Source organism: Paracoccus aurantiacus, from assembly GCF_007993065.1.
Taxonomy (GTDB): domain Bacteria; phylum Pseudomonadota; class Alphaproteobacteria; order Rhodobacterales; family Rhodobacteraceae; genus Paracoccus; species Paracoccus aurantiacus.
Window position 1 is genome coordinate 91,561 of the sequence record NZ_VOPL01000006.1, and the last position, 25,124, is coordinate 116,684.

The 25,124-nt window shown below is 60.8% G+C and carries 20 protein-coding genes; 7 read left to right on the plus strand and 13 right to left on the minus strand.

Features of this window, described 5'->3' with window-relative positions; all coding sequences use genetic code 11:
- Positions 1–94: 94 nt before the first annotated feature.
- From FQV27_RS14325 to FQV27_RS14345, 5 genes are all read right to left on the minus strand, one after another.
- The gene (locus tag FQV27_RS14325; RefSeq protein ID WP_147099768.1) at positions 95–1,900 is read right to left on the minus strand and encodes a DUF2125 domain-containing protein; all 1,806 of its coding nucleotides are present in this window, start codon (positions 1,898–1,900) and stop codon (positions 95–97) included.
- Between the two features lie 210 nt (positions 1,901–2,110).
- Positions 2,111–2,452: a DUF2853 family protein gene (locus FQV27_RS14330; RefSeq protein WP_147099770.1), complete on the minus strand. Its 342-nt coding sequence runs from the start codon at positions 2,450–2,452 to the stop codon at positions 2,111–2,113.
- A gap of 98 nt (positions 2,453–2,550) precedes the next feature.
- Positions 2,551–8,568, minus strand: a complete 6,018-nt coding sequence (locus FQV27_RS14335; RefSeq protein ID WP_147099772.1) for a translocation/assembly module TamB domain-containing protein — start codon at positions 8,566–8,568, stop codon at positions 2,551–2,553.
- Positions 8,568–10,481, minus strand: coding sequence for an autotransporter assembly complex protein TamA (locus FQV27_RS14340; protein ID WP_147099774.1), 1,914 nt, complete (start codon positions 10,479–10,481; stop codon positions 8,568–8,570). The genes FQV27_RS14335 and FQV27_RS14340 overlap by 1 nt, the downstream gene beginning before the upstream one ends.
- An 84-nt stretch (positions 10,482–10,565) precedes the next feature.
- Complete coding sequence (locus tag FQV27_RS14345) at positions 10,566–11,492, minus strand: glucokinase (protein WP_147099776.1); 927 nt, start codon at positions 11,490–11,492, stop codon at positions 10,566–10,568.
- A gap of 123 nt (positions 11,493–11,615) precedes the next feature.
- Between FQV27_RS14345 and ahcY the strand changes: the two genes are divergently transcribed.
- The gene (gene ahcY, locus FQV27_RS14350; protein ID WP_147099779.1) at positions 11,616–13,007 is read left to right on the plus strand and encodes an adenosylhomocysteinase; all 1,392 of its coding nucleotides are present in this window, start codon (positions 11,616–11,618) and stop codon (positions 13,005–13,007) included.
- A 5-nt stretch (positions 13,008–13,012) separates the two neighbouring features.
- Positions 13,013–14,200, plus strand: coding sequence for a methionine adenosyltransferase (gene metK / locus FQV27_RS14355; RefSeq protein WP_147099781.1), 1,188 nt, complete (start codon positions 13,013–13,015; stop codon positions 14,198–14,200).
- Positions 14,201–14,275: 75 nt separating this feature from the next.
- On the opposite strand, the gene FQV27_RS14360 is transcribed toward metK, so the two are convergent.
- The 3 genes from FQV27_RS14360 to hrcA are packed head-to-tail and all read right to left on the minus strand — an operon-like array spanning position 14,276 to position 16,529.
- A complete protein-coding gene (locus tag FQV27_RS14360; protein WP_147099783.1) occupies positions 14,276–14,899 on the minus strand; it encodes an ATP-dependent Clp protease proteolytic subunit in 624 nt (207 codons plus the stop codon).
- 32 nt (positions 14,900–14,931) lie between these two features.
- Entirely contained in the window at positions 14,932–15,423 is a 492-nt protein-coding gene (locus FQV27_RS14365) for a nucleotide exchange factor GrpE (RefSeq protein WP_246133122.1), read from the minus strand.
- Positions 15,424–15,473: 50 nt separating this feature from the next.
- Entirely contained in the window at positions 15,474–16,529 is a 1,056-nt protein-coding gene (hrcA, locus tag FQV27_RS14370; RefSeq protein WP_147099787.1) for a heat-inducible transcriptional repressor HrcA, read from the minus strand.
- Between the two features lie 62 nt (positions 16,530–16,591).
- Between hrcA and rph the strand changes: the two genes are divergently transcribed.
- The 5 genes from rph to FQV27_RS14395 are packed head-to-tail and all read left to right on the plus strand — an operon-like array spanning position 16,592 to position 19,781.
- Complete coding sequence (rph, locus tag FQV27_RS14375; RefSeq protein WP_147099788.1) at positions 16,592–17,302, plus strand: ribonuclease PH; 711 nt, start codon at positions 16,592–16,594, stop codon at positions 17,300–17,302.
- Positions 17,299–17,910: an RdgB/HAM1 family non-canonical purine NTP pyrophosphatase gene (gene rdgB, locus FQV27_RS14380; protein ID WP_147099789.1), complete on the plus strand. Its 612-nt coding sequence runs from the start codon at positions 17,299–17,301 to the stop codon at positions 17,908–17,910. The genes rph and rdgB overlap by 4 nt, the downstream gene beginning before the upstream one ends.
- Positions 17,903–18,277, plus strand: a complete 375-nt coding sequence (locus FQV27_RS14385) for a RidA family protein (protein ID WP_147099790.1) — start codon at positions 17,903–17,905, stop codon at positions 18,275–18,277. The genes rdgB and FQV27_RS14385 overlap by 8 nt, the downstream gene beginning before the upstream one ends.
- On the plus strand, positions 18,277–19,428 hold the full coding sequence (gene hemW, locus FQV27_RS14390; RefSeq protein WP_147099792.1) for a radical SAM family heme chaperone HemW: 1,152 nt from the start codon (positions 18,277–18,279) through the stop codon (positions 19,426–19,428). Before FQV27_RS14385 ends, hemW begins: the two co-directional genes overlap by 1 nt.
- On the plus strand, positions 19,428–19,781 hold the full coding sequence (locus tag FQV27_RS14395; RefSeq protein WP_147099794.1) for a YbaN family protein: 354 nt from the start codon (positions 19,428–19,430) through the stop codon (positions 19,779–19,781). The genes hemW and FQV27_RS14395 overlap by 1 nt, the downstream gene beginning before the upstream one ends.
- Here FQV27_RS14395 and FQV27_RS14400 read toward each other — a convergent pair.
- The 5 genes from FQV27_RS14400 to mnmE are packed head-to-tail and all read right to left on the minus strand — an operon-like array spanning position 19,778 to position 25,119.
- Positions 19,778–20,647 carry a ParB/RepB/Spo0J family partition protein gene (locus tag FQV27_RS14400; RefSeq protein ID WP_147099795.1) on the minus strand — a complete coding sequence of 290 codons (870 nt, stop codon included), beginning with the start codon at positions 20,645–20,647 and terminating at the stop codon, positions 19,778–19,780. The two genes, FQV27_RS14395 and FQV27_RS14400, sit on opposite strands and share 4 nt — an antisense overlap.
- Entirely contained in the window at positions 20,644–21,423 is a 780-nt protein-coding gene (locus FQV27_RS14405; protein ID WP_147099797.1) for a ParA family protein, read from the minus strand. Before FQV27_RS14405 ends, FQV27_RS14400 begins: the two co-directional genes overlap by 4 nt.
- Positions 21,416–22,009 carry a 16S rRNA (guanine(527)-N(7))-methyltransferase RsmG gene (gene rsmG, locus FQV27_RS14410; protein ID WP_147099799.1) on the minus strand — a complete coding sequence of 198 codons (594 nt, stop codon included), beginning with the start codon at positions 22,007–22,009 and terminating at the stop codon, positions 21,416–21,418. The genes FQV27_RS14405 and rsmG overlap by 8 nt, the downstream gene beginning before the upstream one ends.
- A complete protein-coding gene (mnmG, locus tag FQV27_RS14415; protein ID WP_147099801.1) occupies positions 22,009–23,847 on the minus strand; it encodes a tRNA uridine-5-carboxymethylaminomethyl(34) synthesis enzyme MnmG in 1,839 nt (612 codons plus the stop codon). Before mnmG ends, rsmG begins: the two co-directional genes overlap by 1 nt.
- 12 nt (positions 23,848–23,859) lie before the next feature.
- Positions 23,860–25,119 carry a tRNA uridine-5-carboxymethylaminomethyl(34) synthesis GTPase MnmE gene (mnmE, locus tag FQV27_RS14420; RefSeq protein WP_147099803.1) on the minus strand — a complete coding sequence of 420 codons (1,260 nt, stop codon included), beginning with the start codon at positions 25,117–25,119 and terminating at the stop codon, positions 23,860–23,862.
- Positions 25,120–25,124: the final 5 nt, after the last annotated feature.

Genomic DNA, 25,124 nt, shown 5'->3' on the forward strand with positions numbered 1-25,124 from the left:
TCTCGGCGGCCTCCGGCGATGTGTCAGCGGCCTGAAAGCACCGGGCCGCCACGACGATGCGGGCGGCCCGGATATGTCGGCTTTCGCGGTGACTTTACTTCACCTGCTGGCCATTGGCAAAGATCTGACCGCCTTCCTTGAACTCCAATTCGGTGTTCATGACTTCAGGGTTCTGCGGATCGGCCTTGGCGAACATGGCGAGCATCATGCGCACGCCCATCATCTGTTCAGCCGGGATGAGGCCCGCTTGTCCCAGCTTGTCCAGCGTGCCGTTCAATCCCTCGAACCGGCCCGAGATCGAGCCGACGGGCGTTTCCATCGTCCCTGTCTCTGGCGCGCTCAGCTTGCCGCTGACATCGGCCGTGGCACCCAGAAGCGAAAGCGCAACCTTGTTGAGGGTGATTTCGCGCAGATCGACAGGAGGCGCAGCGAGGTCTTCGGTGATTGCCGCGCGCTCCTCTTCCGGGGTGTTCGGGTCTTCCAGCTTACTGATGTCAGCCATCGACGGTCCGTCAAGCAGCCCTTGCAGCACCTTGACCGACCCGGAAAGATCGACATCGACGCTTGCCGGATCGCGCGGAAGGGCGTTCTGCGGATCGAAAAGCGCCCAGACGCTGTCAGTCAAAGCGATGCCGTTCAGCGTGTAAGACACCTTGAAGTCCTGCGCTGCGTCGGCCTTCTCGATCGGGAAATCCACGTCGAAGGTCGAATCCGCAATACCATAGCCGACCGGTGCGGGCAGATCGGGAACGGTCAGTTCCGCATTCGCTGCACCGCCGGTTCCGGCATAGCTGATGCGCGACTGATCTATCGCGAAGTTCAGTGCGCTTTCCGCACTATCGGCCTTGATCGAGAATTTTCGGGGCTGGCCTTCGTTGTCCATGGTCTGCATGTCAAGATCGGCCGTCAGACTGCCAAGCGTCATGTCGCCCTTCGTGGTCAGCCCAGCCTTCAGCATATCGGCGAATTCCTGGGCCTTCGGCGCACCTGCCGGCATGGAGGTCTCGCTGTTCGCGGCAATGCCCGCGATCACGATCTGACCCTTTGCGGTCGTGCCGTCCTTGTCCAGATCGATGTCCACTGTAATGTCGTCGGCACTTGCGGATTGAACGGTCTTTTCGGCGTCGCTGCCTTCGACCCAGTCAGAGCCCTTGACGTTGTTCATCGTTATCGTCGCCGGATTTTCAATCGCAGAGCCGTCGTCAAAAGTGACACGGGTGACAGTCATATCCAGCTTCGGCAGCAGATAATCGTAAACCATCGCGTCGCCGTCCTCGCGGATGGTGATGTCCTCATTGGCCAGGTTGGCGGTAAAGACAAACTGCGTGGGTTGCGGGGGGATTACCGCGTCGGCTGCGGCCTGGTCGCCGCCGGTCTGGTCCATCGCGTCTTCTGCAGACGGCGCAGCCTCGGCTGGTTCGGCGGACTGATCGTCGGCTGGCGCGCCCGGTTCTGCCGCCGTATCCGGGGCATCTGCGGTTGCATCGGGCGTGGGTGTTGCTTCTGTATCCGCATCAGCGGCATCGGTCGCCTCCGCACCGCCGGCGGCCTCGTCTTCCGGCGCTGCCTCTTCTATCTCTGCCGGCATGGGCGTCACATTCGACGTGATCGTCGCCTGATCGGCAAGGTCCATGCGCACGGCACCGTCGCCGGTCGCGGTGAATACGACATCGCCAAGGTCAATCGTGGTGTCGCCGGTATCGGCCGTTTGACTGAGAACAAGATCGCGGACGGTGAGCGTATCACCGGCCTCATCAACTGCCCCGCTCTGGACCGTAAGGCCATAGCGCTCGTAATAGCTGCTCAGGCTTTCCCAGACAGATTGGGGCGTTACCTCTGCAAGAGCGGGGGTCGCGGCGAGGATCATCCCGATCGCGGTGGCGGAGGTCAGTTGTTTCATCTTTTTCACCTTTTGAAGCCGATTAAAGTATTCAAGGGTCGATCATTAACGCGCGGCACCCTAACGGGGTGCCATGCAATCGTCCATATTCACGATAATGCGTTGCCGAAAATGTCAGCGCCGCGACGAAAGCTGCCGCGGCGCAGGGGAAATTCTGCCTGAGCTGCCGCAATCTGCATGAACCTGCGTCGCGGCCGGTCAGGCGCCATCTCAGCCGTAGGCCGATTCCTTCCCGAAATGCTTGGTCAGCATGTAATAGACCACGGCGCGGAATTTGTTGCGGTTTGCGCTGCCATAGTCGGACATGACCTTGTCGATCGCCTCTCTCAGCGCCGGGCCGTCCGCCATTCCCAGTTTCTTGATCAGAAAGTTGTTCTTCACTCGGTCGATTTCCGCCGGGTCGCTTGCTGCGACCGTTTCGCTGTCGGCGCTGTAGATTGATGGGCCGCAGCCGATCACGACCTTCGTCAGCAGGTCCATATCAGCTGTGACGCCCAGCTTGTCCTTCATGTCGGCGGCGTATTTCGCAATCATCTCATCGCGCTTGCTCATTCTCTTCTCCCTGTGTTCCCGACTGATCTATGTCAATCGCACAGGAAGCCTAGTGCGCCGCTATCCATGCGTAAAGCTTCGCGTTCAGCGCGGGTTACTCAATAATCGCGCTCGTAAGCCATGCCGATGCTGGTCTCGCCATCGCTGCCGACCGAGCCGCGCGCCGTCAACGAGTCGGTGACATCAAGGTTCAGGTTGATCTGGGTCTTGCCCTCGCCGTTAAGTTCGACGTCGGTGTAGATATTCCGGGTCAGATATTTTCCCGCGCGCACGGCGACCGCGCCTTCATCGTCCATCGTCAGGTCAAGATCATCAAGGCCCGTCGCTTCGCGGATATTGCCGATCACGCCGATTCCGCCCCGACCGGCAAGCACGGCAATCGCGTTTGCAAGCTGAGCCGCCTGCAATGCCGTGATCTCGTCCAGTCCGCGCCCGAACAGCAGGTAGGACAGAACCTCCTCCTCTGGCAGTTCGGGATCGGATTCGAAGATGATGTCCGGCTCTCGCAGATCGCCGTCGATGATGATGCGCGTGGTAATGCCGTCCTCGCTATGCGTCGCGACAAGACGCATCACAGGAACAAGGCTGCCCTGAAGTTCGATCAGTCCTTCAGAAAGATCGAACCGTTTGCCCAGCAGATCGACGCGGCCCCGGATAAGCGAAAGATGCCCGATCGGGATTGAGTTTCGCGCATCGCCCGTCAGGCGCATGTCGCCGCCAAGTTCGGCATCGACGCCGCGCCCGCGCACGAAAATCTGGTTCGGCGCGTTAATCGTCAGGTTGAAGCGCGCCGGATTCGCCGGGGGCGTCGCAGCAGGCCCCGCAAGATCGGCAGCCTGCGCCGCCAGACTTCCATAGGGTTCAAGCCCGGCCTTGGCCCGCGTAGCGGCCGTCTGCCAGCTGTCGCCGACATGGATGATGTCGGGAATGGCCTGCGCCCCGCCAAGACCCGTTGAGGGGATGCGGAACTCTGCTTCGATAATATTGATCGTGCCGCTGACCAGCGGTCCGTCGGCCGCGCGTCCAGTGACGGAAACGGTGCCGTCCGCAGTCAGCTCATATAGGCTTGGATCACGAACGACCGCGCGGTTCAGGCGCGCCGTCAGATCAAGAACCGGCGATCCGGTGCTGAGATCGACATCGCCAGTGACGCCAATGCTGCCGCCCGCGTTGATCGCGCCGTCGATGTTCAGCCCGATCCGGCCCCGGTCCAGACGCGCCGCAAGATCGAGATCGTCGACCGCCAGGCCGATGCGCGGCTCTGCCAGACGGCCATCGGTCAGGTTCAGCGTGCCCGTCAACGAGTTCAACCCCGGCGCACCCTGCATGCGCAGGTCGAAGTTCACCGGCCCTTCGACGCTGCGCGTCCGCAACAGTGGGTTGGCGACAGCCGCATCGCTGATGCCGGACATGCGAATATCCGTCGCTTCGCCTGCCAGCGTGCCAGCGATCTGGGCGCGTGTGCCGCCCGGTGCCGTCACCGCAATATCAAGCTGGGTGCCGCTTTCGCCCTGTCTGATCGTCCCGGTCGCCTGCGCCTGCCCGTCCAGCCCCGGAACAACGATCCCGAGATCGGCCAGCCGGGCGTCGATATTCAGCGCCTCGGCCGGGTTGCCATCTGCAAGGATCTGGATCTGACCGTTGCGCGCGTCAACACGTTCGATCCGGAAGCCCTGCGGGCCTTGCACCGCGGCAAACTGGAAGCGCGTCTGCCCGCCCAGAAGGCTGTCCGCGCGCTCATTTCCGATGCCAAGCCCGTTTGCCTCACCTTCGGCTGTGATGCGCCGCTCGCCATCCGGCAGGTCCAGCACGCGGGCCTGCGCGTTCAGGCTGCCGCTCATTCCGTCCGACAGGAAGCCAAGGCTGCCGGCCTGAAGCTGGGCGTTCAGGTCGGTCTGACCCCCGCCATACACGCCCGAAGCAGTCGCGGTCAGCTGGCCATTGCCGGCCCGCGCCTCGTCCAGATTGATGATGCCGCCGCTTCGCGTTCCGCTGGCCTCGAACTGCGTCTCGCCACGCAATGCGCCGTCGATCTGCGCGATTCCGATCGAGATATTTTCTCCGGTGCCGGTCACATCGAAATGTTGCACGCCGCCCTGATCGCGAAGCTGAGCGTTTGCTTGCACCGAACCGCCATATCCCGCACCCAGAAACCCGAGATCGCGACTGGTCGCGGTAGCATCGAAATTCGTCTGGCCCCCGCCGATCACCCCGTCGCCCGACACGGAGATCTGCGGGTTCTCGGCCTGCAGTTGGTCTATCGTGAAGCGCCCGCCGCGTTCGACTGCCCGCAGCGCAAGCCGCGTTTCGCCTGCCAGCGCGGCATCGGCCTGGGCATTGCCCAATTTCATGTCTTGTGCGGTGCCCGTCACGTCATAGCTGCGCCCGCTGCCGCTGTCGCGCACGATCCCCTGTGCTTTCAGCGCCCCGCCATAGCCACGGCCAAGGAAGGACAGGTCCGACGCATTGAGCATGGCATTCAGGTCGGTCTGGCCCTCGCCCCACACACCAGAAGCATTGGCATTCAGTTGCGGGTGGTCAATCTTCGCGTCATCGACCGTGATCGTCCCTCCGGCCTGGCTGCCGCGAATGTCGATCCGCGTCTCGCCTGCCAGCGCGCCCTCGCTTCCGGCCTGATTGAGCGCAAGATCGGTTGCGGTGCCGGTCAGCGTGAAATCGCGGCTACCGGTCCCGTCATCTTTCAGCACGGCATCTGCATTCAGGGCCCCGGACATCCCGAGACCGAATTTCGCGAGGTTCCCAAGCCGAAGCTCTGCGGTCGCATCTGTCCCGGAAGGCCCGACCGTGCCGGCGGCGCTTATCTGGTTCTCGTCGCTGGTCATCTCGGCGCGCTCGATCGTATAGACGCCGTCGCGTTCCAGCGCTGCAATGTCGATCTGCGTGCGGCCGTTATCGCCCTGAAGCCCAAGCTGACCAAGCGCGAGATTTTCGCCCTCGCCGGTGACGGTCAGGCGGCGCGCGCCGTCGCCCGTATCCACGAAACGCGCATCGACATCCAGGGCGCCCTGAAGCCCGAGCCCGAGCGAGGCGAGATCGCGCACCGTCGCGGTCGCGGTGGCATCGGTGCGGCTGTCGCTGACCTCCCCCTCGGCCGCAATGTTCAGCTGATCGTTCGTCACATTCGCGCGCTCGATCACAATTGCGCCGTCGCGCCCCTGCTGGGCGGCGATGTCGATATTGGTTGTCCCCGTCAACGCGGCATCCGCCTGAGCCTGACCGAGCCGGATATTCTCGCCTGTGCCAGTGATCGCGACCTTGCGGGTGCCGGCGTCGTCCGTGTTGACCGTCGCAGTCGCGTTCAGCGACCCTTCCCAGCCGCGGCCAAGCGCCGCAAGCTGCTGGATTTCGGCGGTTGCGGTGCCGTTGACCGCCCCGTCCTGCAGGCTGCCGGACGCATTCGCGGTCGTCTGCGGATTGCTCAGATCAAAGGATTGCAGTTCCAGCATACCATTCGGGTTCTGGACGGCCACCGCGCTGATATCGGTCTGCCCTGTCAGCGCGCCATCAACGGCGGCCCCGCCAAGCGCGATATTCTGGCCGACGCCGTCGATGCGGATGTTGCGGGTGCCGTCGCTGGTTTGGTTCAGGACGGCATCCAGATCAAGCGAGCCGCGCCAGTCACCCGAAAGCGCGCCAAGCGAGCCGAGCTGAAGTTGCGCGGTTCCATTCGCCACGCCATTTTCGACCGTGCCGACCGCGTTGGCCGAGAGTTGGGCGTTGTTGACGCGGGCATCGGTGATGTTCAGAACCTCTCCGCTCTGCTGTACTTCGGCAGAAAAGGTGGTTTCGCCGCTAAGCGCATTGTCCAGATTGGCCTGCCCGACAGCCAGATCGGTGCCGGTGCCGGTCAGTGTGATATTTCGGGTCTGCCCCTGGCTCTGAACCTCTGCCGTGGCCTTCAGCAGACCGCCAAAGTTTTCACCCAGCGCGGCAAGGTCGCTGAAATTCAGATCGAAGCGCGCATCTATGTCGCGGCCGGTGATTGTCCCGTTTCCGTCCAGCACCAATTGGTCGTTTTTCAGCTGCAGTTCGGACAGGGAAAAGCTGCTTCCGTCGCCCTCTATAAGCTTGGCCGTCAGGTGCGATGTTCCTGCGAATGCGCCATCCAGCGCGGCAATCCCCGTCTTCAGCCCCGTCGCCTGACCATCCACCGTCAATTGCCGGCCGCCCGTCGGGCCGGTAAGCCGTGCCTCTGCGGTCAGCGCACCCTCGAATGAGGGTTCGACATCGGCGAGCGTCGGCATGTTGAAATTCGCGACCAGATCTGTCTGGTCCGCCGTCACATTGCCGCTTGCCGTCAGGCTGATGCGCTGCGCGTTCACGGACAGTTCCCGCAGTTCGGTGCCGTCCTCTGTCCGGCCAGCCGATAGACCGATGGTGGATTGTCCGGCAAGCAGCCTGTCCAGACGCGGATCGTTCACGGTCAGATCCGTGCCTGTCACCGTGCCTTCCAGATCAAATGCGCCGGTCAGGACCTGATAATACCCGGCGAGATCTGCCTGCGCGCTGCCGGAAAGCGGACGCCCCGCAAGATCGGACAGGTTCGCGAGGTTGTCGTGACGCGCAATCAGATCGTCGCTGGACAGCACGATGCCGCTGGTCAGGCCATCGACGGTCAGCGCGCCATCAAGCGAATAATCCTTGCCGCTGATTTTCATCCCGCTCAGTTCCAGAACCTGACCGGGGGTGAAGTCGAAACTTGTCGTGCCGCCCAGCTGATCGCCCAGAACCTTCTGTATCTTCTCGCTCACCAGCTCGATCCCGGTGGCGTCGAAGCCCAGAGTGCCATCGACATGCTGCAACGCCTCGCCTTCGCCCAGCGCAACCTGCCCCTGCCCGTCAAGGTCCAGCCGCGAAATGCGGGTCGTGTCACGATCTATTTCAGTCAGCCAGCCCTTCAGCGTCCATCCTGAACCCTGCGCAGCGTCGTAACCGACGGCAAGGTTACCTGACAGGACGGTCACAGGCGGGTCGACAAAGGGGATTTTGACCGGAAGCACGTTGGCGCCGGCCTGTTCACCGAAGTCGACGGTCAGGGCCAGCTTCTGCGGCGCGTTCTGGTCGTTGGTTGCCAGCTGCCCCGCGACTTTAAGCGCATCGGTGTCGAGGTTCAGCGCCTCGATTTCCAGCCGACCGGAATCGCCGCGCCAGCCCTGCGCGCTGAGCCGCGTGTCACCGGCGAAGAAATCGCGGTTATCCGGCGGGATCAGCGCCGCGACGTCACCGCCGAGATCAAGCGTGAAGCTGTTGCCGGATGCACCATCCGGCCCCTCTGCCGCAGTGAAGGTCAGCTTGCCGTTGATGCGGTCAACGCCGTCGGTCGCGATCTGCATCTGCCCGGCGAAATCGCTGAGCGGGCCGTCGCCCTTGATCGTCGCCGTCACCGCGGGGCGGCCTTCCAGCCGGGTTATCTGCGAAAAGATACCGTTCGGGTCCTCATCCAGCGTCAGGTCGACATGAAGCTCGCGGCTTTGATTGTCGAAGCTGCCCTTGAAGTTGAAATCTCCCTTCTTGCCGTCAATCCTGTTGATGACGACATCCGCTGCCCCCTCGCCCCCGGCCAGCGACATGGAGCCGTTCAGCGTGATTTCCGCATCTTCTCCGATCACCGGGCTGCCAAGAACAACACGATCAGCCCTGATCTGTTCGATGTTAATGCCAACCGGAAGCTCGGGCAGGTTAAAGCTGCGCGCCTCGGCGCGGGCCTGCGGTTCCTCGTCTCCCGTCACGGGGCGGCGCGGAACCTCTATCAGCCCGGCGGTCAGTTCGCCGATCTCGACCCGCCCGCGCAGCAGGGCCGAACGTGTCCATTGCAGCGCGCCATCATGCAGGATCAGCCACGGACCTTCTGCATCGGCAATGGTGATCTTCTGGAAGGTCGCACGAGACGAAAGCGCGCCCTGAAAGCCGTCGATCTGGACCGAACGACCTGCGCCGGAAAGCCGGTTCTGCAGGAAACGTGTCAGGAAGCCCTTGTCGTCCTCTACCTGCGCGGACAGCTCGGCGACCGAAACATCGTCGCCACCATCCTGCGCCGGCGCAGCCAATGGCAGCATCACAACAAGCGCAAGGATCAGAAGGATACGCCGCACCATCAGAACGCCTGTCCCAGACCCAGATAGATCTGGATCTTGCTGTCGTTTTCGTTGCCCTCGATCGGGGTCGCCACGTCGAAGCGGATCGGGCCGATAGGTGTGTCGTACCGCACGCCGACGCCCGCCCCGCCAAACCATTTCTTGTCGCCCTGCCAAAGATCCTCGTCCCAGATCTGCGCTGCATCGACGAAAACCACTGCGCCGAGCTTCTCGCGCACCTGATAACGCGCCTCGACGCTGGTATTGACGATGCTTTGGCCACCGACGAAAGCGTCGTCGTCCTGCCCCTCCAGCGGCACGTGGAAGCCAAGGGATTCGTAGGGCTGGCCGCGAACGCTTCCGCCGCCGCCCGCGAAGAAAAGATAGTCGGGCGGCACTTCCAGAATGTTCGGACCGACCACGGTGCCAAACCGGCCGCGGCCCGCAAATGTCAGCTTGTCTTCGGCCATGAAGCTTCGATAGACGCGACCTTCGCCGGTGATCTGCGCGCCCGATCCGGTATCGCCGAATCCAAGGAACGGCGTCAGACCGCCCGACAACCAAAAGCCACGCTTGGCGTTCTTCATGTCGTCGCGCCGGTCCCAGGTGATGCTGCCCGGCAGCGAGATCACCTTGTAGTCATAGTAACCAGACCCGTAATTCACCCGCGTCTGGATGAAGGACAGCGCGATATCTGCGGTCAGCCGCTCGCTGCGGATATAGTTGAAGCCGATCGAGAAGTCGGCGGTTTTGGAATAGTATTCCGGCTCGTTATCCTCGGACAGGTCGAGCGAGATATAACCCGTCGTGTCCGGGTTCAGCGTCGCCGGCCGGTCGATCCGCACGCCGAAAGAATAATCGCGCGCGTCGCCATCGGCCTTGATGTCGCTGATCTCTGCCTCGATCCGGAAACGCTCGCCTCCGCCGAACAGGTTGCGGTGCAGCCAATAGGCCGACAGTTGCGCGCCATCGACATTCGAAAGCTCGAACGCGGCACCGATCCGCCGCAGTTTCTGTTCAACCACGGTCAGACCAACATCCATCGAGTTATCGGGGTTGAGCGTTTCCGCCTCGACCAGCGTTATCGCGGAAAAGACACCGGAACGGCGCAGGCGCTTGCGGACGTTCTCCAGTTCTTCGGGGTCGAAGCGCTGACCCTCGGGATAACCCGCAATCTTCAGCAGGCGCCGGGTGCTGAGGCGCTGGTTGCCTGTCGCGTGAAGCTGCCCGAACGTCACTGCCGGGCCGGGGTTGAGCGTGACGCTCGATTCCAGCCGCGCGACGTTGTGATCCGCGATGATCTGCTGCCCGGCAACCTCGGCTTTGGCATGACTGTCGTCGCGCCAGTCGCTGATCGCCCCCGAAGTCGCGCGTTTGATGATACCGGTTCCAGCCGTTTCCCCGACAGCATAGGCATCATCTGGCGCGGTGCCCGGTGCCAGCGGGCCAAGATCAGCACGGCCGAATTTGAAGCGCGGGCCGGGGTCAACGGCGACGACCACGTGGCCGACATAATCCGGCGCATCAAGCGGCGCGATCTGCGACGCCTCGATGCCATCAAGCGTGATATTGATGATCGCCGAGAAGTAGCCCTCGTCATAAAGAACGCCAAGGATGCGCGCGTAATCGCCACGGGCTGCCGCCAGCACGTCCTGCCCGGTCGCCCGATCCTCCTCCAGCGCGCCATTGATCAGGGATGCGTTGCGCAGCGGCTTTTTCAGATCCTCGTCGCCGTCTATGACAACAAAATCAAGCTGCACAGGCGGGCCCAGAACAACGCCATCTTCGGTTGTGACGGGTTGTTCACGCTTGCCGAAAAGACGCGAAAGGCCAGCGAACGGGTTAGAGGACGAAGCAGATTGCGCTGCCGCCTGCACGACCAATGTGGTCGCCAGACCCATAGCTATGACGGCCACCCTACCGCGTCGATGCATCACCGCCCCTCTTGCCCTTGTGGATAACTTTTTGCAGCATCCGAAGAGAAAAGCCAGAGAGGGTGAGCCGCACCCATTAAAAAATCATGTGATCGCGGTAAGGCAGCCCTGCAATGCAGCCATATCGTCGCGGATCAGCAACAGTGGCGTATTTTCCGGGATGTGCCGCATATAAGGCTCGGCCAGAAATGCCTCCTCAAGCCTTTCGGTCCGGTGTGCGAAGCTGCGCGCGACCGAGCCGGCGAGATACATCCCCTCAAGCGGCATGAAGCGAAGCGAAAGCTCTCGCAGAAGAAGGCCGAACAGTTCGGTGAACAGGCGATAGGTTTCCTCGGCCTGCGCGTCACCCTGCATGGCAGCGGTCGAAATCGCCTCGGCCCGGTCGACGCGCACGCCATGCAACGCGTGGTGCATATGTGCCAGACCACGCCCGGCAAAGGTTTCCTCGGTCGAGAAGAAGGTGGGCATCGCGTCCGCGCCGACACGCTCGCGCAGGCGCTCGGCGATATTGGCAGGCAGGCTGGTATGGCCTTCCTCGGCCTCGCGGCAAAGCACGCCGCCGCCGGGCAGGTCGTGGACCGCACAGACATTGAACCCGGTTCCGGCCCCGACCACCAGCGATTGCCCGTTCAGCGCCCGATGCGCGGGGGCATTGCGCAGCACCGATACCCCGTCCGGCCCCAACCTAGTCGAGGCATAGCCCAGCGCCATGAGATCATTGATAAGCCGCACATGATCGGCGTCCGTAAGCCGCGCCAGACGCTCTTCCGAGAAATCCCAGTCCCGGTTGGTCAGCTCGGCTTTGCCGCCCGATACGGGCCCGGCAACCGCAACGCAGACGGCGCTTAGCCGCGGGTTATCCTGCTCGGCCAGAAAGGTCTGCACGACCTTGTCGAAGCTGTCGTAATCGTCGCCGCGATAGCGTGTGATGCTTTCCTCGTCGATCACACCATTGCGTGCCAGCGCCAATCGCGCATTCGTCCCGCCAACATCGGCCAGAAGCATCGCCATTGCGTCCCCCATCCTTGCTTACCTTGCGATACGTCAGCGCGCACGAGCGTGCAAGCGGCGCTGTTCATTGAATATTCACAGTGCGGATGCTATGGCCCTTTCCATCACCTGAAGGGCCTTCCCATGACAGATTACATCATCAAGGACATCTCTCTGGCCGATTTTGGCCGGAAAGAGCTGGACATCGCCGAAACCGAGATGCCGGGCCTGATGGCACTGCGCGCAGAATACGGCGATGCGAAGCCGCTGAACGGCGCGCGGATCGCCGGCAGTCTGCACATGACCGTTCAGACCGCCGTGCTGATCGAAACGCTGACTGCGCTGGGCGCCGATGTCCGGTGGGCGTCCTGCAACATCTATTCGACGCAGGACCATGCGGCGGCTGCCATTGCGGCGACGGGCGTGCCGGTCTTCGCCGTCAAAGGTGAAACGCTGGCGGAATACTGGGCCTATACCGACCAGATCTTCCAGTTCCCCGACGGCACGGCGAATATGATCCTGGACGATGGCGGCGACGCGACCCTGTATATCCTGCTGGGCGCACGGGTCGAAGCGGGCGAGGCAGGGCTGATCGAAACCCCCACCAGCGAGGAAGAAGAGGCACTTTTCGCCCAGATCAAGAAGCGTCTGGCCCAAAGCCCCGGCTGGTTCGCGAAACAGCGCGATGCCCTGAAAGGCGTCAGCGAAGAAACAACGACGGGCGTGCATCGCCTGTATGATCTGCACAAGAAGGGCCTGCTGCCCTTCCCGGCGATCAACGTCAACGATTCCGTCACCAAATCGAAGTTCGACAACAAATATGGCTGCAAGGAATCGCTGGTTGACGGCATCCGCCGCGCCACCGATGTGATGCTGGCGGGCAAGGTCGCGGTCGTCTGCGGCTATGGTGATGTGGGCAAGGGTTCGGCGGCATCGCTGGCTGGTGCTGGCGCGCGCGTGAAGGTCACGGAAGTCGATCCGATCTGCGCCCTGCAGGCTGCCATGGACGGGTTCGAGGTGGTAACGCTGGAAGATGTCGCGGGCAGCGCCGACATCTTCGTGACCACGACCGGCAACAAGGACGTGATCCGGCTGGAACATATGCGCCAGATGAAGGACATGGCCATCGTCGGCAATATCGGCCATTTCGACAACGAAATTCAGGTTGCCGCATTGCGCAACCACAAATGGACCAACGTCAAGGATCAGGTGGACATGATCGAAATGCCCTCGGGCAATCGCATCATCCTGCTGTCGCAGGGGCGCCTGCTGAACCTTGGGAACGCGACCGGACATCCCAGCTTCGTCATGTCGGCCAGCTTTACCAATCAGGTTCTGGCCCAGATCGAGCTGTTCACCAAAGGTGATGACTATGCCCCCGGCGTTTACATTCTGCCCAAGCATCTGGATGAAAAGGTGGCCATGCTGCATCTGGACAAGGTGGGCGCAAAGCTGACCAAACTGTCGTCCGAGCAGGCCGACTATATCGGCGTCCCGCAGGCAGGCCCCTTCAAATCCGACCATTACCGGTATTGAGAAATATGAGCGAATACAACATCTTCACCTCGGAATCCGTGTCCGAGGGCCACCCCGACAAGATCGCCGACCAGATTTCCGACGCGGTTCTGGACGCCATCATCGCCGAAGACCCGCGCGCCCGCGTGGCCTGCGAAACGATGGTCAAGACCGGCGTCGCGATCATCTCGGGCGAGATCACGACAAGTGCCTGGGTCGACCTGGAAAGCATCGTCCGGGACGTCATCAACGATATCGGCTATACCTCGTCGGAAGTCGGCTTTGACGGCGCAACCTGTTCGGTCATCAATATCATCGGCAAGCAGTCGCCAGAGATCAATCAGGGCGTCGACCGCGCCACGATCGAGGAACAGGGCGCCGGCGATCAGGGTCTGATGTTCGGGTATGCTTCGGATGAAACCAACGTTCTGATGCCTGCGCCGATCACCTATGCGCACCGTCTGGTGCAGCGTCAGGCACAAGTGCGCCGTGACGGCACGCTGGGCTGGCTGCGTCCCGACGCAAAATCTCAAATCACCTTCCGCTACGACGAAAACGGACAGCCGGTCGGGGTCGACGCGGTCGTGCTGTCAACACAGCACAGCCCCGAAATCGGGCTGGAAGAACTTCGAGAGGCGGTGATCGAAGAAATCATCAAGCCGGTGCTTCCGGGCGAATGGCTTTCGGGCGACACGAAATACTTCATCAATCCGACAGGCAAGTTCGTCATCGGTGGCCCGGTCGGCGATTGCGGCCTGACGGGGCGCAAGATCATCGTCGACAGCTATGGCGGCATGGCCCGCCACGGCGGCGGCGCATTTTCCGGCAAGGACCCCAGCAAGGTGGACCGTTCCGCCGCCTATGCCGGCCGCTGGGTCGCCAAAAATATCGTCGCGGCAGGGCTCGCGAAGCGCTGCGAGATTCAGGTGAGTTATGCCATCGGCGTTGCAGAGCCGACCTCTATTTCGATCAACTGCTTCGGCACGGAGACGGTCCCAGCCGAAAAGATCGTGGCAGCGGTTCGCGAGGTTTTCGACTTGCGGCCCTTCGCCATCATCCGCGAACTGGACCTGCTGCACCCGATCTATCGCGCGACATCGACATATGGCCATTTCGGCAAAGAGCCCGTTGATATCAGCTATGCAGGGCAAACCAATCGCGGTTTCACATGGGAAGACACCTCTCGTGCTGCCGCACTGAAGGCCGCGATCTGATCCTGGCTGGACTCAAGATTGCCAAAAGGGGCGGCTCCGCCGGAGCCGCCCCTTTTCTTCTGTATTCAGCACTGCTTACTTGAGTTCGTCAATCGAGGTGATGACCTTGCCAAGCAGCCCGTAATCCAGCGCTTCCTGCGTGTTCAGCCAGAAATCGCGCTGCGTATCCTCCTCGATCCGCTCGACGCTCTGGCCGGTCGCATCAGCAAAAATCTGATTCAGCCGCTCGCGCATGATGCGGACCTGTTCGGCCTGGATCATCATGTCCGACGAGGTTCCGCGTATCCCGCCTGAGGGCTGGTGCAGCAGAAAGCGCGTATTCGGCAGGCAGTAGCGGTTTTCCTTGCTTGCGCCGACAAAAATCAGCGCACCCGCCGACGCCACCCAGCCAGAGCCGATGCAGCGCACGGTCGGGCGAATGAACTTGATGACGTCATGGATCATGTCACCGGATTCGACATGGCCACCGGGCGACGAAATCAGCATGTTGATCGGCGCATCGCCGTCTTCGGCAAGCGCGAGAAGATGCGCGACCGTCCGCTGTGCCAGCTTGTCATTGATCTCGCCGGCAACGATCACGTTGCGCGACTTGAAATACAACTTGCCGATATTGGCCGCATCGGGCAGGCCAAGGCCTTGTTCCGACTGGGCTTCTTCGCGCTCTTCTTCGTCTTCGTCGTCCAGAACGAATTTCGGCATGGTATCCTCTTGGTTGAAAAATCGTGACCGGGTCAGTTCGGTTTGAACGAACTGACGCCGACCTTGGCGGGCCGCAGAAGGCGGTCATGGATCATGAAGCCCGGCTCCATCAGCTGAATGATCTCGCCGGCGGTCGTATTGGGCAACGGGGCTTCGAACATCGCTTCATGAAGCTGCGGGTCAAAACGCGTGCCGACCTCTGGGCGCAATACGGTAATGCCGTGCTTGCCGAACACGTTTCCAAGCTCTCTCAGCGTCAGCTCCACCCCTTCCAGCAGGGCCGCGTTCGCCCCGCGCTGGTCGTCAGGCACGGCACCGATTGCACGATGCAGGTGGTCGTAAACCGGCAGCAGGTCGCGGGCGAGTCGCGAGCCACCGTACTGTTCGGCGTCACGACGCTCTTTGTCGGCACGCTTCCGGGCATTTTCGGCGTCGGCGAGCGCGCGCATGAAGCGGTCGCGAAACTCGTCACGCTCTGCGATCAGGCGTTCTGTCTCGCTTTCCGCATCGGCGAGGGGGTCCATGAAATCCTCGTCAAGGGGCAGGTCTTCGGGGTTTTGCTCGCTCATCCTCTTCATCCTTTCGGGTCGGACAGGATGCGTCCGACCAGCTGTGCCGTATAGTCCACGATGGGCACGATGCGACCGTAATTCAGCCGTGTCGGCCCGATCACGCCCACTGCGCCAATAATCTTTCGGTCGGAATTCATATAGGGAGAAACCACCAGAGAGGAACCCGAAAGTGAAAAAAGCTTGTTTTCCGACCCGATAAACACACGCACACCTTCGCCCCCCTCGGTCAGCTCCAGGAACTGGGCGATGTCGCGCTTGCGTTCGAGGTCGTCGAACAGCTCCCGGACACGGTCGAGATCGGCGGCTTCCTCGGCAAGCAGATTGGCGCGGCCGCGAACGATAAGCCGCGCGTTTGAGTCACTGCTTTCCCAGGTGGCAAAGCCCTGTTCGATCAGCTCGGCGGCGAGCGTATCTATCTCCTGCCGCCGCTCTTTTATGTCGCGCCCCATCTGGGCGCGCAGCTCGCTGAGCGTACGGCCCTCGGCGCGAGAGTTCAGGAAGTTGCCTGCCTCGCGCATTGATGAAGGCGTCTGGCCCGGTGGCGGCGTGAATACCCGGTTCTCGACCTGGCCGTCCGAAAACACGAGCACAACGAGCGCACGGTCATGCGCGAGACTGACGAATTCGATATGGCGGATCGGCGCTTCGTGCTTGGGCGTCAGAACGAGGCTTGCGCCCTGTGTCATCGTGGACAACGCGCCGCCCACCCGGTCAAGAAGTGCGCCGACATCCGGGGCGCCATTGCCCAAAGTCTGCTCGATCATCTCACGGTCGGTGGGGGCTACCGGGTCAACTTCCATCAGGCCGTCGACAAAAAGGCGAAGCCCGGTCTGTGTCGGCCGGCGACCGGCAGAGATGTGGGGCGCGTCAAGAAGACCAAGCGATTCCAGGTCCTGCATCACGTTCCGGATTGTCGCGGGGCTGACCTTTGCCGACATCTCACGTGTCAGCGTCCGAGAGCCGACCGGCTCTCCGGTCAGAAGGTATGCCTCTACCACGCGGCGGAACACCTCGCGCGAGCGGTCGTTCAGTTCGTCAAGTAAATGCCTGTTCGTCATGCGGGCTTGCGTCCGTCCTTTCATGGCCTGTATCTGAACGCCGAATGATGAAAGGAAATCCGATGCGCCCATCTGGCCGAAACTTAAGCGAAATGCGGCCGATTTCAATCGAGACCGGAGTTATGCGACATGCCGAGGGGTCGTGTCTGATAAAGGTTGGCGGGACACATGTCCTGTGCAGCGCCTCTGTCGAGGAAAAGGCACCGCCTTTCCTGCGCGGAACCGGAAAGGGTTGGGTCACGGCGGAATATGGCATGCTGCCACGGGCGACAAACACCCGCAATCGCCGAGAGGCCGCGGCTGGCAAGCAGGGTGGAAGAACCGTTGAAATTCAGCGCCTTATTGGACGATCGCTTCGCGCTGGCGTTGATCTTCGGGCCTTGGGCGAACGTCAGATTGTGGTCGATTGCGATGTGATTCAAGCCGATGGCGGGACACGCTGTGCGTCGATCACGGGCGGTTGGGTTGCGCTGCGTCTTGCCATGAACAAGCTTATCGCCGCCGATCTGGTGACTTCGGACCCGTTGCTGGACAATGTCGCCGCCGTTTCCTGTGGGATCTATGCAGGGCAGCCGGTGGTCGACCTTGATTACGCCGAAGACAGCGAGGCTGGCACGGACGGCAATTTCGTCATGACCGGCGCAGGTCAACTGATTGAGGTGCAGATGTCGGCGGAGGGCGCGACCTTCTCTCGGCCGCAAATGACCGAGTTGCTGGACCTTGCGGATGCGGGTGTCGCAAAGCTTGTCGAAGCGCAGAAGGCCGCAATCTGATGCGGCGCTTCGAAGGCACTCGGCTTCTGGTCGCGACCCATAACGCAGGAAAGCTGGAAGAGATGAGGGCGCTTCTTGCCCCATATGGGGTAGAGGTCGTCGGCGCGGCAGAGATGAGCCTTCCTGAACCTGCGGAAACAGAGGATAACTTTGTCGGCAACGCGCGGATCAAGGCGCATGCCGCGGTTGCGGCGACCGGTCTGCCAGCACTATCGGATGACAGCGGGATTTCGGTCGATGCGCTTGACGGCGCGCCGGGCGTCTATACCGCCGATTGGGCCGAAACGGGAAACGGCCGCGATTTCGCTATAGCGATGGAGCGCACGTGGCAGGAACTGGAGGCGCGTGATGCGCCTTCACCTCGATCAGCGCAGTTTCGCTGCACGCTGGTTCTCGCGTGGCCCGACGGTCACGATGAGGTCTTCGAGGGCGTATTGCCGGGTCAGGTCGTCTGGCCACCGCGCGGCGCTGAGGGGCATGGATATGATCCGATCTTCATGCCGGATGGACATAAGATAACGCTTGGCGAGATGGAGCCAGAGGCAAAGAATGCGATAAGCCACCGGGCCGTCGCTGTCGCGAAACTGTTGGAGGCCTGCTTTGCATAGGATCTCGACGGGCTCGCCCTTCGAAAAGACGATGGGATACAGTCGAGCGGTGGTGAAGGGCGGATGGTGCTTCGTCTCTGGCGTGACGGGGTATGACTACAAGACAATGGTGATGCCCGAGCGTGCGGCAGATCAGGCGCGAAATTGTTTCGATACCATCGCGGATGTTCTGGCCCAGGCTGGATTCACGATGTCCGATATTGTGCGAGTGCAGTACACCCTTTCCGACGTTGCTCACCTCGACAGCGTCAGTCCGGTTTTGGGGGAGTTCATGGGCGAGGTTCGCCCTGCTGCCACGATGGTGATCGCCGGACTTATAAAGCCAGAAATGCTTATCGAAATCGAAGTGACTGCGCTGAAGGAATGATGGAAGACTGGCGGCATGGCGGGTTCGGACTTTACGTGCATTGGCCATTCTGCGCGTCGAAATGCCCGTACTGTGACTTCAACAGCCATGTTGCCGCGACAATTGATCACGCTCGCTGGGCCGAGGCCTATCGTTCCGAGATAGCGCGGCTCGGTGCCAGGGTTCCCGGCCGCGTATTGAACAGCATTTTCTTTGGTGGCGGCACGCCGTCGCTGATGGCGACGGACACCGTCGCGGCGGTGATCGAGGCGGCACGGGATCAGTGGGCTTTCGCAAACGATATAGAGATCACGCTGGAGGCCAATCCGGGCAGTGTCGATGCGGCGCGTTTTCAGGGCTATGCGGGCGCGGGGGTGAACCGCCTGTCACTGGGTGTGCAGGCGCTGAACGACAGTGATCTGCGCAGGCTCGGTCGGATGCACACGGTTGCCGAGGCACGACGGGCCTTCGATCTCGCCAAATCGTGTTTTGAGCGGGTGAGCTTCGATCTTATCTATGCGCGGCAAGATCAGGATGCAGCCGAGTGGCGCAAAGAGTTGAGAGAAGCACTGTCTATGGCCGTGGATCACCTTTCGCTATACCAGCTGACCATCGAGGACGGCACGGTATTCGGCGCGCGGCATGCGAAGGGCAAGCTTCGCGGCCTACCCGGTGACGATCTGTCGGCGGACATGTATCTGGAAACGCAAGACATTCTGGCATCGGCTGGCATGCCGGCATACGAGATTTCGAACCACGCTGCTGCAGAGAGCGAATCCCTTCACAATCTCATCTATTGGCGCCAGGGGGACTGGGCCGCCGTCGGACCGGGCGCGCATGGGCGGCTGAGCGTCGCCGGTACGCGGCTGCAGACGGTTGCGGAACGTATGCCCGGCGCTTGGCTTTCGCGCGTTGACCGCCTCGGCTGCGGTGATGTGGAAGAAGAGGCGCAGAGCGAGGACGATGTTTCGACTGAATATCTGCTGATGTCCATGCGGCTTGTCGAGGGTATGGATCTAGCAAGATACCACGCTAAAGGGGGGGAGCTGGACACACGACGTGTTGCGCGGCTGGTCAGTGATGGCCTTTTGTCGATGGACGGTGATCGGGCCAAGGCGACCGCGGCGGGTCGGCCTCTGCTGAATTACGTTCTTCGCGAGATGGCCGCCTGATGCGCCTTATTTATCTGACCATTGGATGGATCGCCGTAGGATGCGCCGTTGTCGGTGCGGTGTTGCCGATCGTGCCGACCGTGCCGTTCCTTCTGGTTGCGCTATGGGCGTTCAGTCGCTCGTCCGAGCGGCTGCGTCAAAGGCTACTGGCCGACCCGACCTTCGGTCCCGATATCAGGCACTGGCAGGAACGTGGTGCGATCAGGCGACCTGCGAAAGTAATGGCTATTGTCGCGATGGCAGGAAGTGTCGCCATCGGGCTTCTGATGCACCTTCCTGCGCTTGCCATCACGGCACAGGCAATAGTCCTCTCGGCCGTAAGCTTATTTATTGTAACAAGACCAGAGACTTAATTGCTTCCCGCAAGAATCTGGCAAAGACGATCAAGCTGTTCTAGATCACGATAAGTAATCGTCATCTGACCGCCGTCATTGCCGCTGTGCTTTATCTGGACACGCATCTTCAAGGTTGCCGTCAGATCGCCCTCCAGCGCGCGTGTATCGGCGTCCTTTTCGCTGTCAGCACGCGGCTTAGTCGGCTTCGAAGTCTTTTCGCGCATCAGAGATTCGACTTCTCGCACGGAAAGGTCTTTCTCAATAATCCGGCGCGCAATTGCCGTCGCATTGTCTGCAGTGACCAGCGCGCGTGCGTGTCCTGCCGAAAGCTTTTCCTCGCGCACCCATTCCTGCACTTGATCAGGAAGATTCAGCAGCCTGAGCAGGTTCGCAATATGGCTGCGGCTTTTGCCCAAAGCCTCGGCGAGCTTTTCCTGCGTATGCCCGAACCGGGTCATCAACTGCTTGTAGGATGCGGCCTCGTCAATCGCATTCAGGTCTGCGCGCTGAATGTTCTCGATGATCGCGACTTCCAGCATCTCCGCGTCGCTGAAATCGCGGATGATCACCGGAAGCTCATGCACCTGAGCCATCTGAGAAGCGCGCCAGCGCCGTTCGCCCGCGACGATCTGGTAGATATTCGTATCGTCCGGGTGGCGGCGGACGATGAGAGGCTGAATAACGCCGCGGCTGCGTATCGAATCCGCCAGTTCGGAAAGCGCGGCCTGGTCGAAAACCCGACGTGGCTGATCTGGGTTGGGTGCGATCTGCTCGGTGGGGACCATCTCCGTTCCTTCGCGCGAGACGGCCGTTTCTTCTGGCTGCAGGTCTGCCATCAACGCCGAGAGGCCACGGCCAAGGCTGCTACGCTTGTTCTGGCTCATTTACGTAAGTCCTTCTGGCGATTAAGAAATTCTTCGGTCAGCGCAAGATAGGCGCGACTCCCGCTTGAGCTTGGGTCATATGCCGTGACGGGCAGGCCGTGCGACGGTGCTTCTGAAATGCGCACGTTCCGCGGTATGATGGTGTCGTAGACCAGCTCGCCCAAGGTCGCGCGCGCGTCCGCCTCGACCTGTTGAGAGAGGTTGTTTCTGCCGTCATACATCGTAAGCACGACCCCATCGACACGCAGCGCGGGATTCGCGCTCTGACGGACCTCGCGGACAGTCATGAGCAACTGCGAAAGCCCTTCAAGCGCGTAGAACTCCGCCTGAAGCGGCACGAGCACCGTATCCGCGGCGACGAGCGCGTTGACGGTGAGCAGTCCCAACGCCGGCGGGCAATCTATCAGAATATAGTCGAGCCCACTTGCCATGCCCAACGCCGCGCGCATCAGCTTTACGCGATCTGGCTTGGTGGCAAAGTCGATATCGCCAGAACTGAGATCAGGTGTCGAGGGCACCAGCTTCAGATTGTCGATGTTTGTCGGAAGGGTCGCCTCATCAAGGTCATAGCGTCCGGCAAGCAGATCATAAGATGTCGCGTTTCGACCTTTGACCGGACAGCCAACGCCCGTTGATGCGTTTCCCTGCGGATCCAGATCGATGATCAATGTCGAAAGCCCGCGCGCGGCAAGGCCGGCACCAAGGTTGACCGCAGTTGTCGTCTTGCCAACGCCACCTTTCTGGTTCGCGAGGGCGATTATTGTGGGATCAGGCATTAGGCTCGATATTCCTCAACTTCATGACCACCGATTCAGTGTCGGTTGCACTTTTATAGGTTTCCAGATCAAACGACCAACTGGTGCGAGCGTCTTCGACCTCCTGTCTCCATGATCTTCCCTTCAATAGCCAAGCCTCCCCTGTGCTTGCAAGCTGAGAGAACAGCATAGGCAATAGCTTTTGAAGGGGCGCAAGCGCGCGGGCACTGGCGAAATCATGATCCGAGCGTGCAAGCGCCTCAATTCTTTTGGTCTTTACGGTCAGCCTTGGCAAACCGAGCTCTCTCTTACAGGTGCTCAGGAAGGCAGATTTTCGCGCATCGCTTTCGACAAGAGAAATGTCGACGGGATGTTCTCGTGCCAAGATAGCGATTACGATCCCTGGAAGTCCTCCGCCGCTGCCGAGGTCTATCCAGGAGCCTTTATGGGGCTTCGCGTGCTTATAGAGTTGGGCGGAATCACGGATGTGTCTCTGCTGAAAGTCTGCCACAGTTTGGGGCGCGACGAGGTTAATCGTCGGGTTCCATTTTTTGACAAGCGCTGAATAGCCGCTGAGCAGCGCCTCTGTTTCACGTGAAACATCCATCAGCTGCGGCTTGCCCTTTTTGAGGTTGCGATCAGCAATGAAAGAGCAGCAGGGGTCATCCCTTCGATCTTGGCGGCCGCCGCAATGGAGCCAGGCCGGTTTGCCGAGAGCTTCAATTGCAGTTCGCGCGACAGGCCAGGTATGTTGGCGTAGTCTAAACCTTCAGCGATAGCTACCGCCTCGTCTCGGCGGAGAGCCGAGGCTTCCTTGCGCTGCCGCTCTTCATATTGAGCGTATGTCGCGTCAATCTTCAGCTGCTTCTGGACAGGAACGTCAAATTCGGGGATGTCGACATCAAGCTCGTAAAGCCGTTGAAACCCTACCTCGCTATTTGCCAGCAACTCATACGCACTACGTCGGCGCCCGTCACGACCAGTAGGCAGGCCGACCGCTGCAACTTGTTTCGGGACATATTCTCTGGACTTCAGATCCGCGGTCGCGATGGCCAACCGATCGGCCTTCCGGTTGAATTGGTCCTTCCTTGCGTCTCCGACGCATCCCAGCTCTATGCCCTTCGGTGTGAGGCGTTGGTCGGCATTGTCGGCGCGCAGCGAAAGCCTGAACTCGGCGCGTGACGTAAACATGCGATACGGCTCGGTGGCCCCGCGCGCGGTGAGATCATCAACCATCACGCCGATATACGAGTCGGCCCTCGAGAAGGTCACCGGGTCCTCGCTCGCGGCATTCAGGCCCGCGACAAGGCCTTGCGCAGCAGCTTCTTCGTAACCGGTCGTTCCGTTTATCTGCCCTGCCAGATACAGCCCCTCGATTTCGCGCAGTTCCAAGCGCTTATCCAGCGCGCGAGGGTCGACATAATCATACTCGACCGCATAACCCGGCTGTAGAATGCTCGCGTTTTCAAGGCCCGTAATCGACCGTATGTAGTCACGCTGAACGTCCATCGGTAGCGACGTCGAAATACCGTTGGGATATACGATATGCGTCTCGAGCCCTTCAGGCTCAAGGAATATTTGGTGGGAATCCTTATCAGCGAAGCGGTGAATCTTATCCTCGATAGAGGGACAGTAGCGCGGGCCCACGCCCTCGATGCGGCCGCCGTACATTGCTGAGCGAGAAAGATTTTCCCGAATGATGTCGTGGGTGCGCGGATTTGTATGCGTAATGCCACAACTGATCTGGCGCAGTTGTGCCCGATCGGACAAGAATGAAAGAAATTCAGTGTCCTCGTCTCCAGGCTGCTCTGCCAGAATAGCCCAGTTAATCGTTCGACCATCGAGCCTTGGCGGGGTCCCGGTTTTCAGCCGCCCAAGCGGGAGCTTCAGGTCGCGGATCATGTTTCCCAGGCGCGATGCCGAACCATCGCCCCAGCGACCTGCAGGGCGAGATTCCTCACCAATGTGGATCAGACCATTCAGGAACGTCCCAGTTGTAAGCACTACGCGCGAAGCTGATATAGCATCGCTCGCCAGTGCTATGCCCGTAATTTTTCCACCTTTCACAAGCAGGTCAGTTACTTCACCAAAGACCAGCGTGATTCCGGGTATCAGCGAAAGAGCGGTATTTGCAGCACGCCTATACGCATCCCTATCTGCCTGTGTTCGCGGGCCCTGCACGGCTGGGCCCTTTCGCCTGTTCAACAAGCGGAACTGGATACCGGCCGCATCGGCCAAGCGCCCCATTAGGCCGTCCATCGCATCGATCTCACGAACCAGGTGGCCCTTCCCGAGCCCTCCGATCGCGGGATTGCAGGACATCGTCCCCACGTCGCGCTCTGACATCGTGACCAAGGCAACACTCTTCCCAAGCCGCGCCGCAGCTGCTGCAGCCTCGGTCCCGGCATGGCCTGCGCCGATGACGATCACATCAAAATGTTTCACGTGAAACGGTCCTTACTTTCCGATGCAGAATGAGCTGAAGACCCTTCCAAGATAGTCTTCGACGTCCACTCTGCCAACCAATCTTTCGAGATGGTGATGAGCCTCTCGCAAAGCCTCCGAAAGAAGCTCCGCCGGGGTGTCTGCGGCTACTTCCAGCGAGAGCGCCGCATTTTCCATCGCGTCCGCCTGCCGCGCATGACTGGAAACCCCAGACTGCGTTACGCGATCACGCAAAACGGAAAAAACATCGTTCAAAAGGTCGTCAACACCTTTCCCAGTCACGCTGGATATCGCGTCAGCATCACCCGTGATGTCACCTTTGCTTTTCACGAACAGATCATCAGGTCGCGCAAGATCAGCCACATTCTCCGGAGCATCTCCAATGAAGATTCGCAAATCAGCGCCTTCCGCTCGCGACCTTGTTCGTTCGATCCCGATACCTTCTACAAGGTCATCCGTTTCGCGAATTCCCGCCGTATCAAGAAAAGTCACTGGCAAACCCCGAAGATCGGCCCGAAACTCGACGACGTCGCGGGTCGTTCCTGGTTGCTCAGTCACAATCGCGATGTCTTTCCGCGCAATTGCGTTCATCAACGACGACTTCCCGGCATTTGGTGCGCCAACCAAGGCAACCTCGAAGCCTTCGCGCAGTCGCGCCCGGGCAGGATACCCCGTCAGTTCTTCTCTGATTGACGACCTTACATCCGCAATGAGCTGCCACACATGATCCGCGACATCATCCGGTATTTCTTCATCGGCGAAATCGATTGACGCTGTCAGAAGCGACCCCGCCTCTAGCAGCTTCTCCCGCCAAATGGACGCGACCCGGCCTAGCGATCCCGTTGCCGCTTCAACTGCCAACTTGCGCTGCGCCTCGGTCTCTGCCGCAAGCAAATCGGAAAGACCCTCAACCTCTGCCAAATCCATCTGGCCGGCCACAAATGAGCGAAGCGTGAACTCGCCAGCCTCGGCGCGACGAAGGCCATTCCTCAGCAGCGCTTCTTCCAGACGCCTTACGACGACGGGCGCACCATGAAGCTGGAATTCGCAGCTCGCCTCGCCCGTAAAGCTCGAGCCAGCATCGAACCGCAGCACCAAAGCGCGGTCTATAATGTCGTCGCCATCGCGAATCGAGCGATAATAGCAATAGCGAGGTTCGGGCAGCGGTCCTGCCAATATCTCGGCAACTTCCCGCGACCTTGGCCCGCTAACCCGGACGATTGAGACGCCGCCCCGTCCGGGCGGCGTCGATTCTGCAAATATCGTTTCCACGCCGC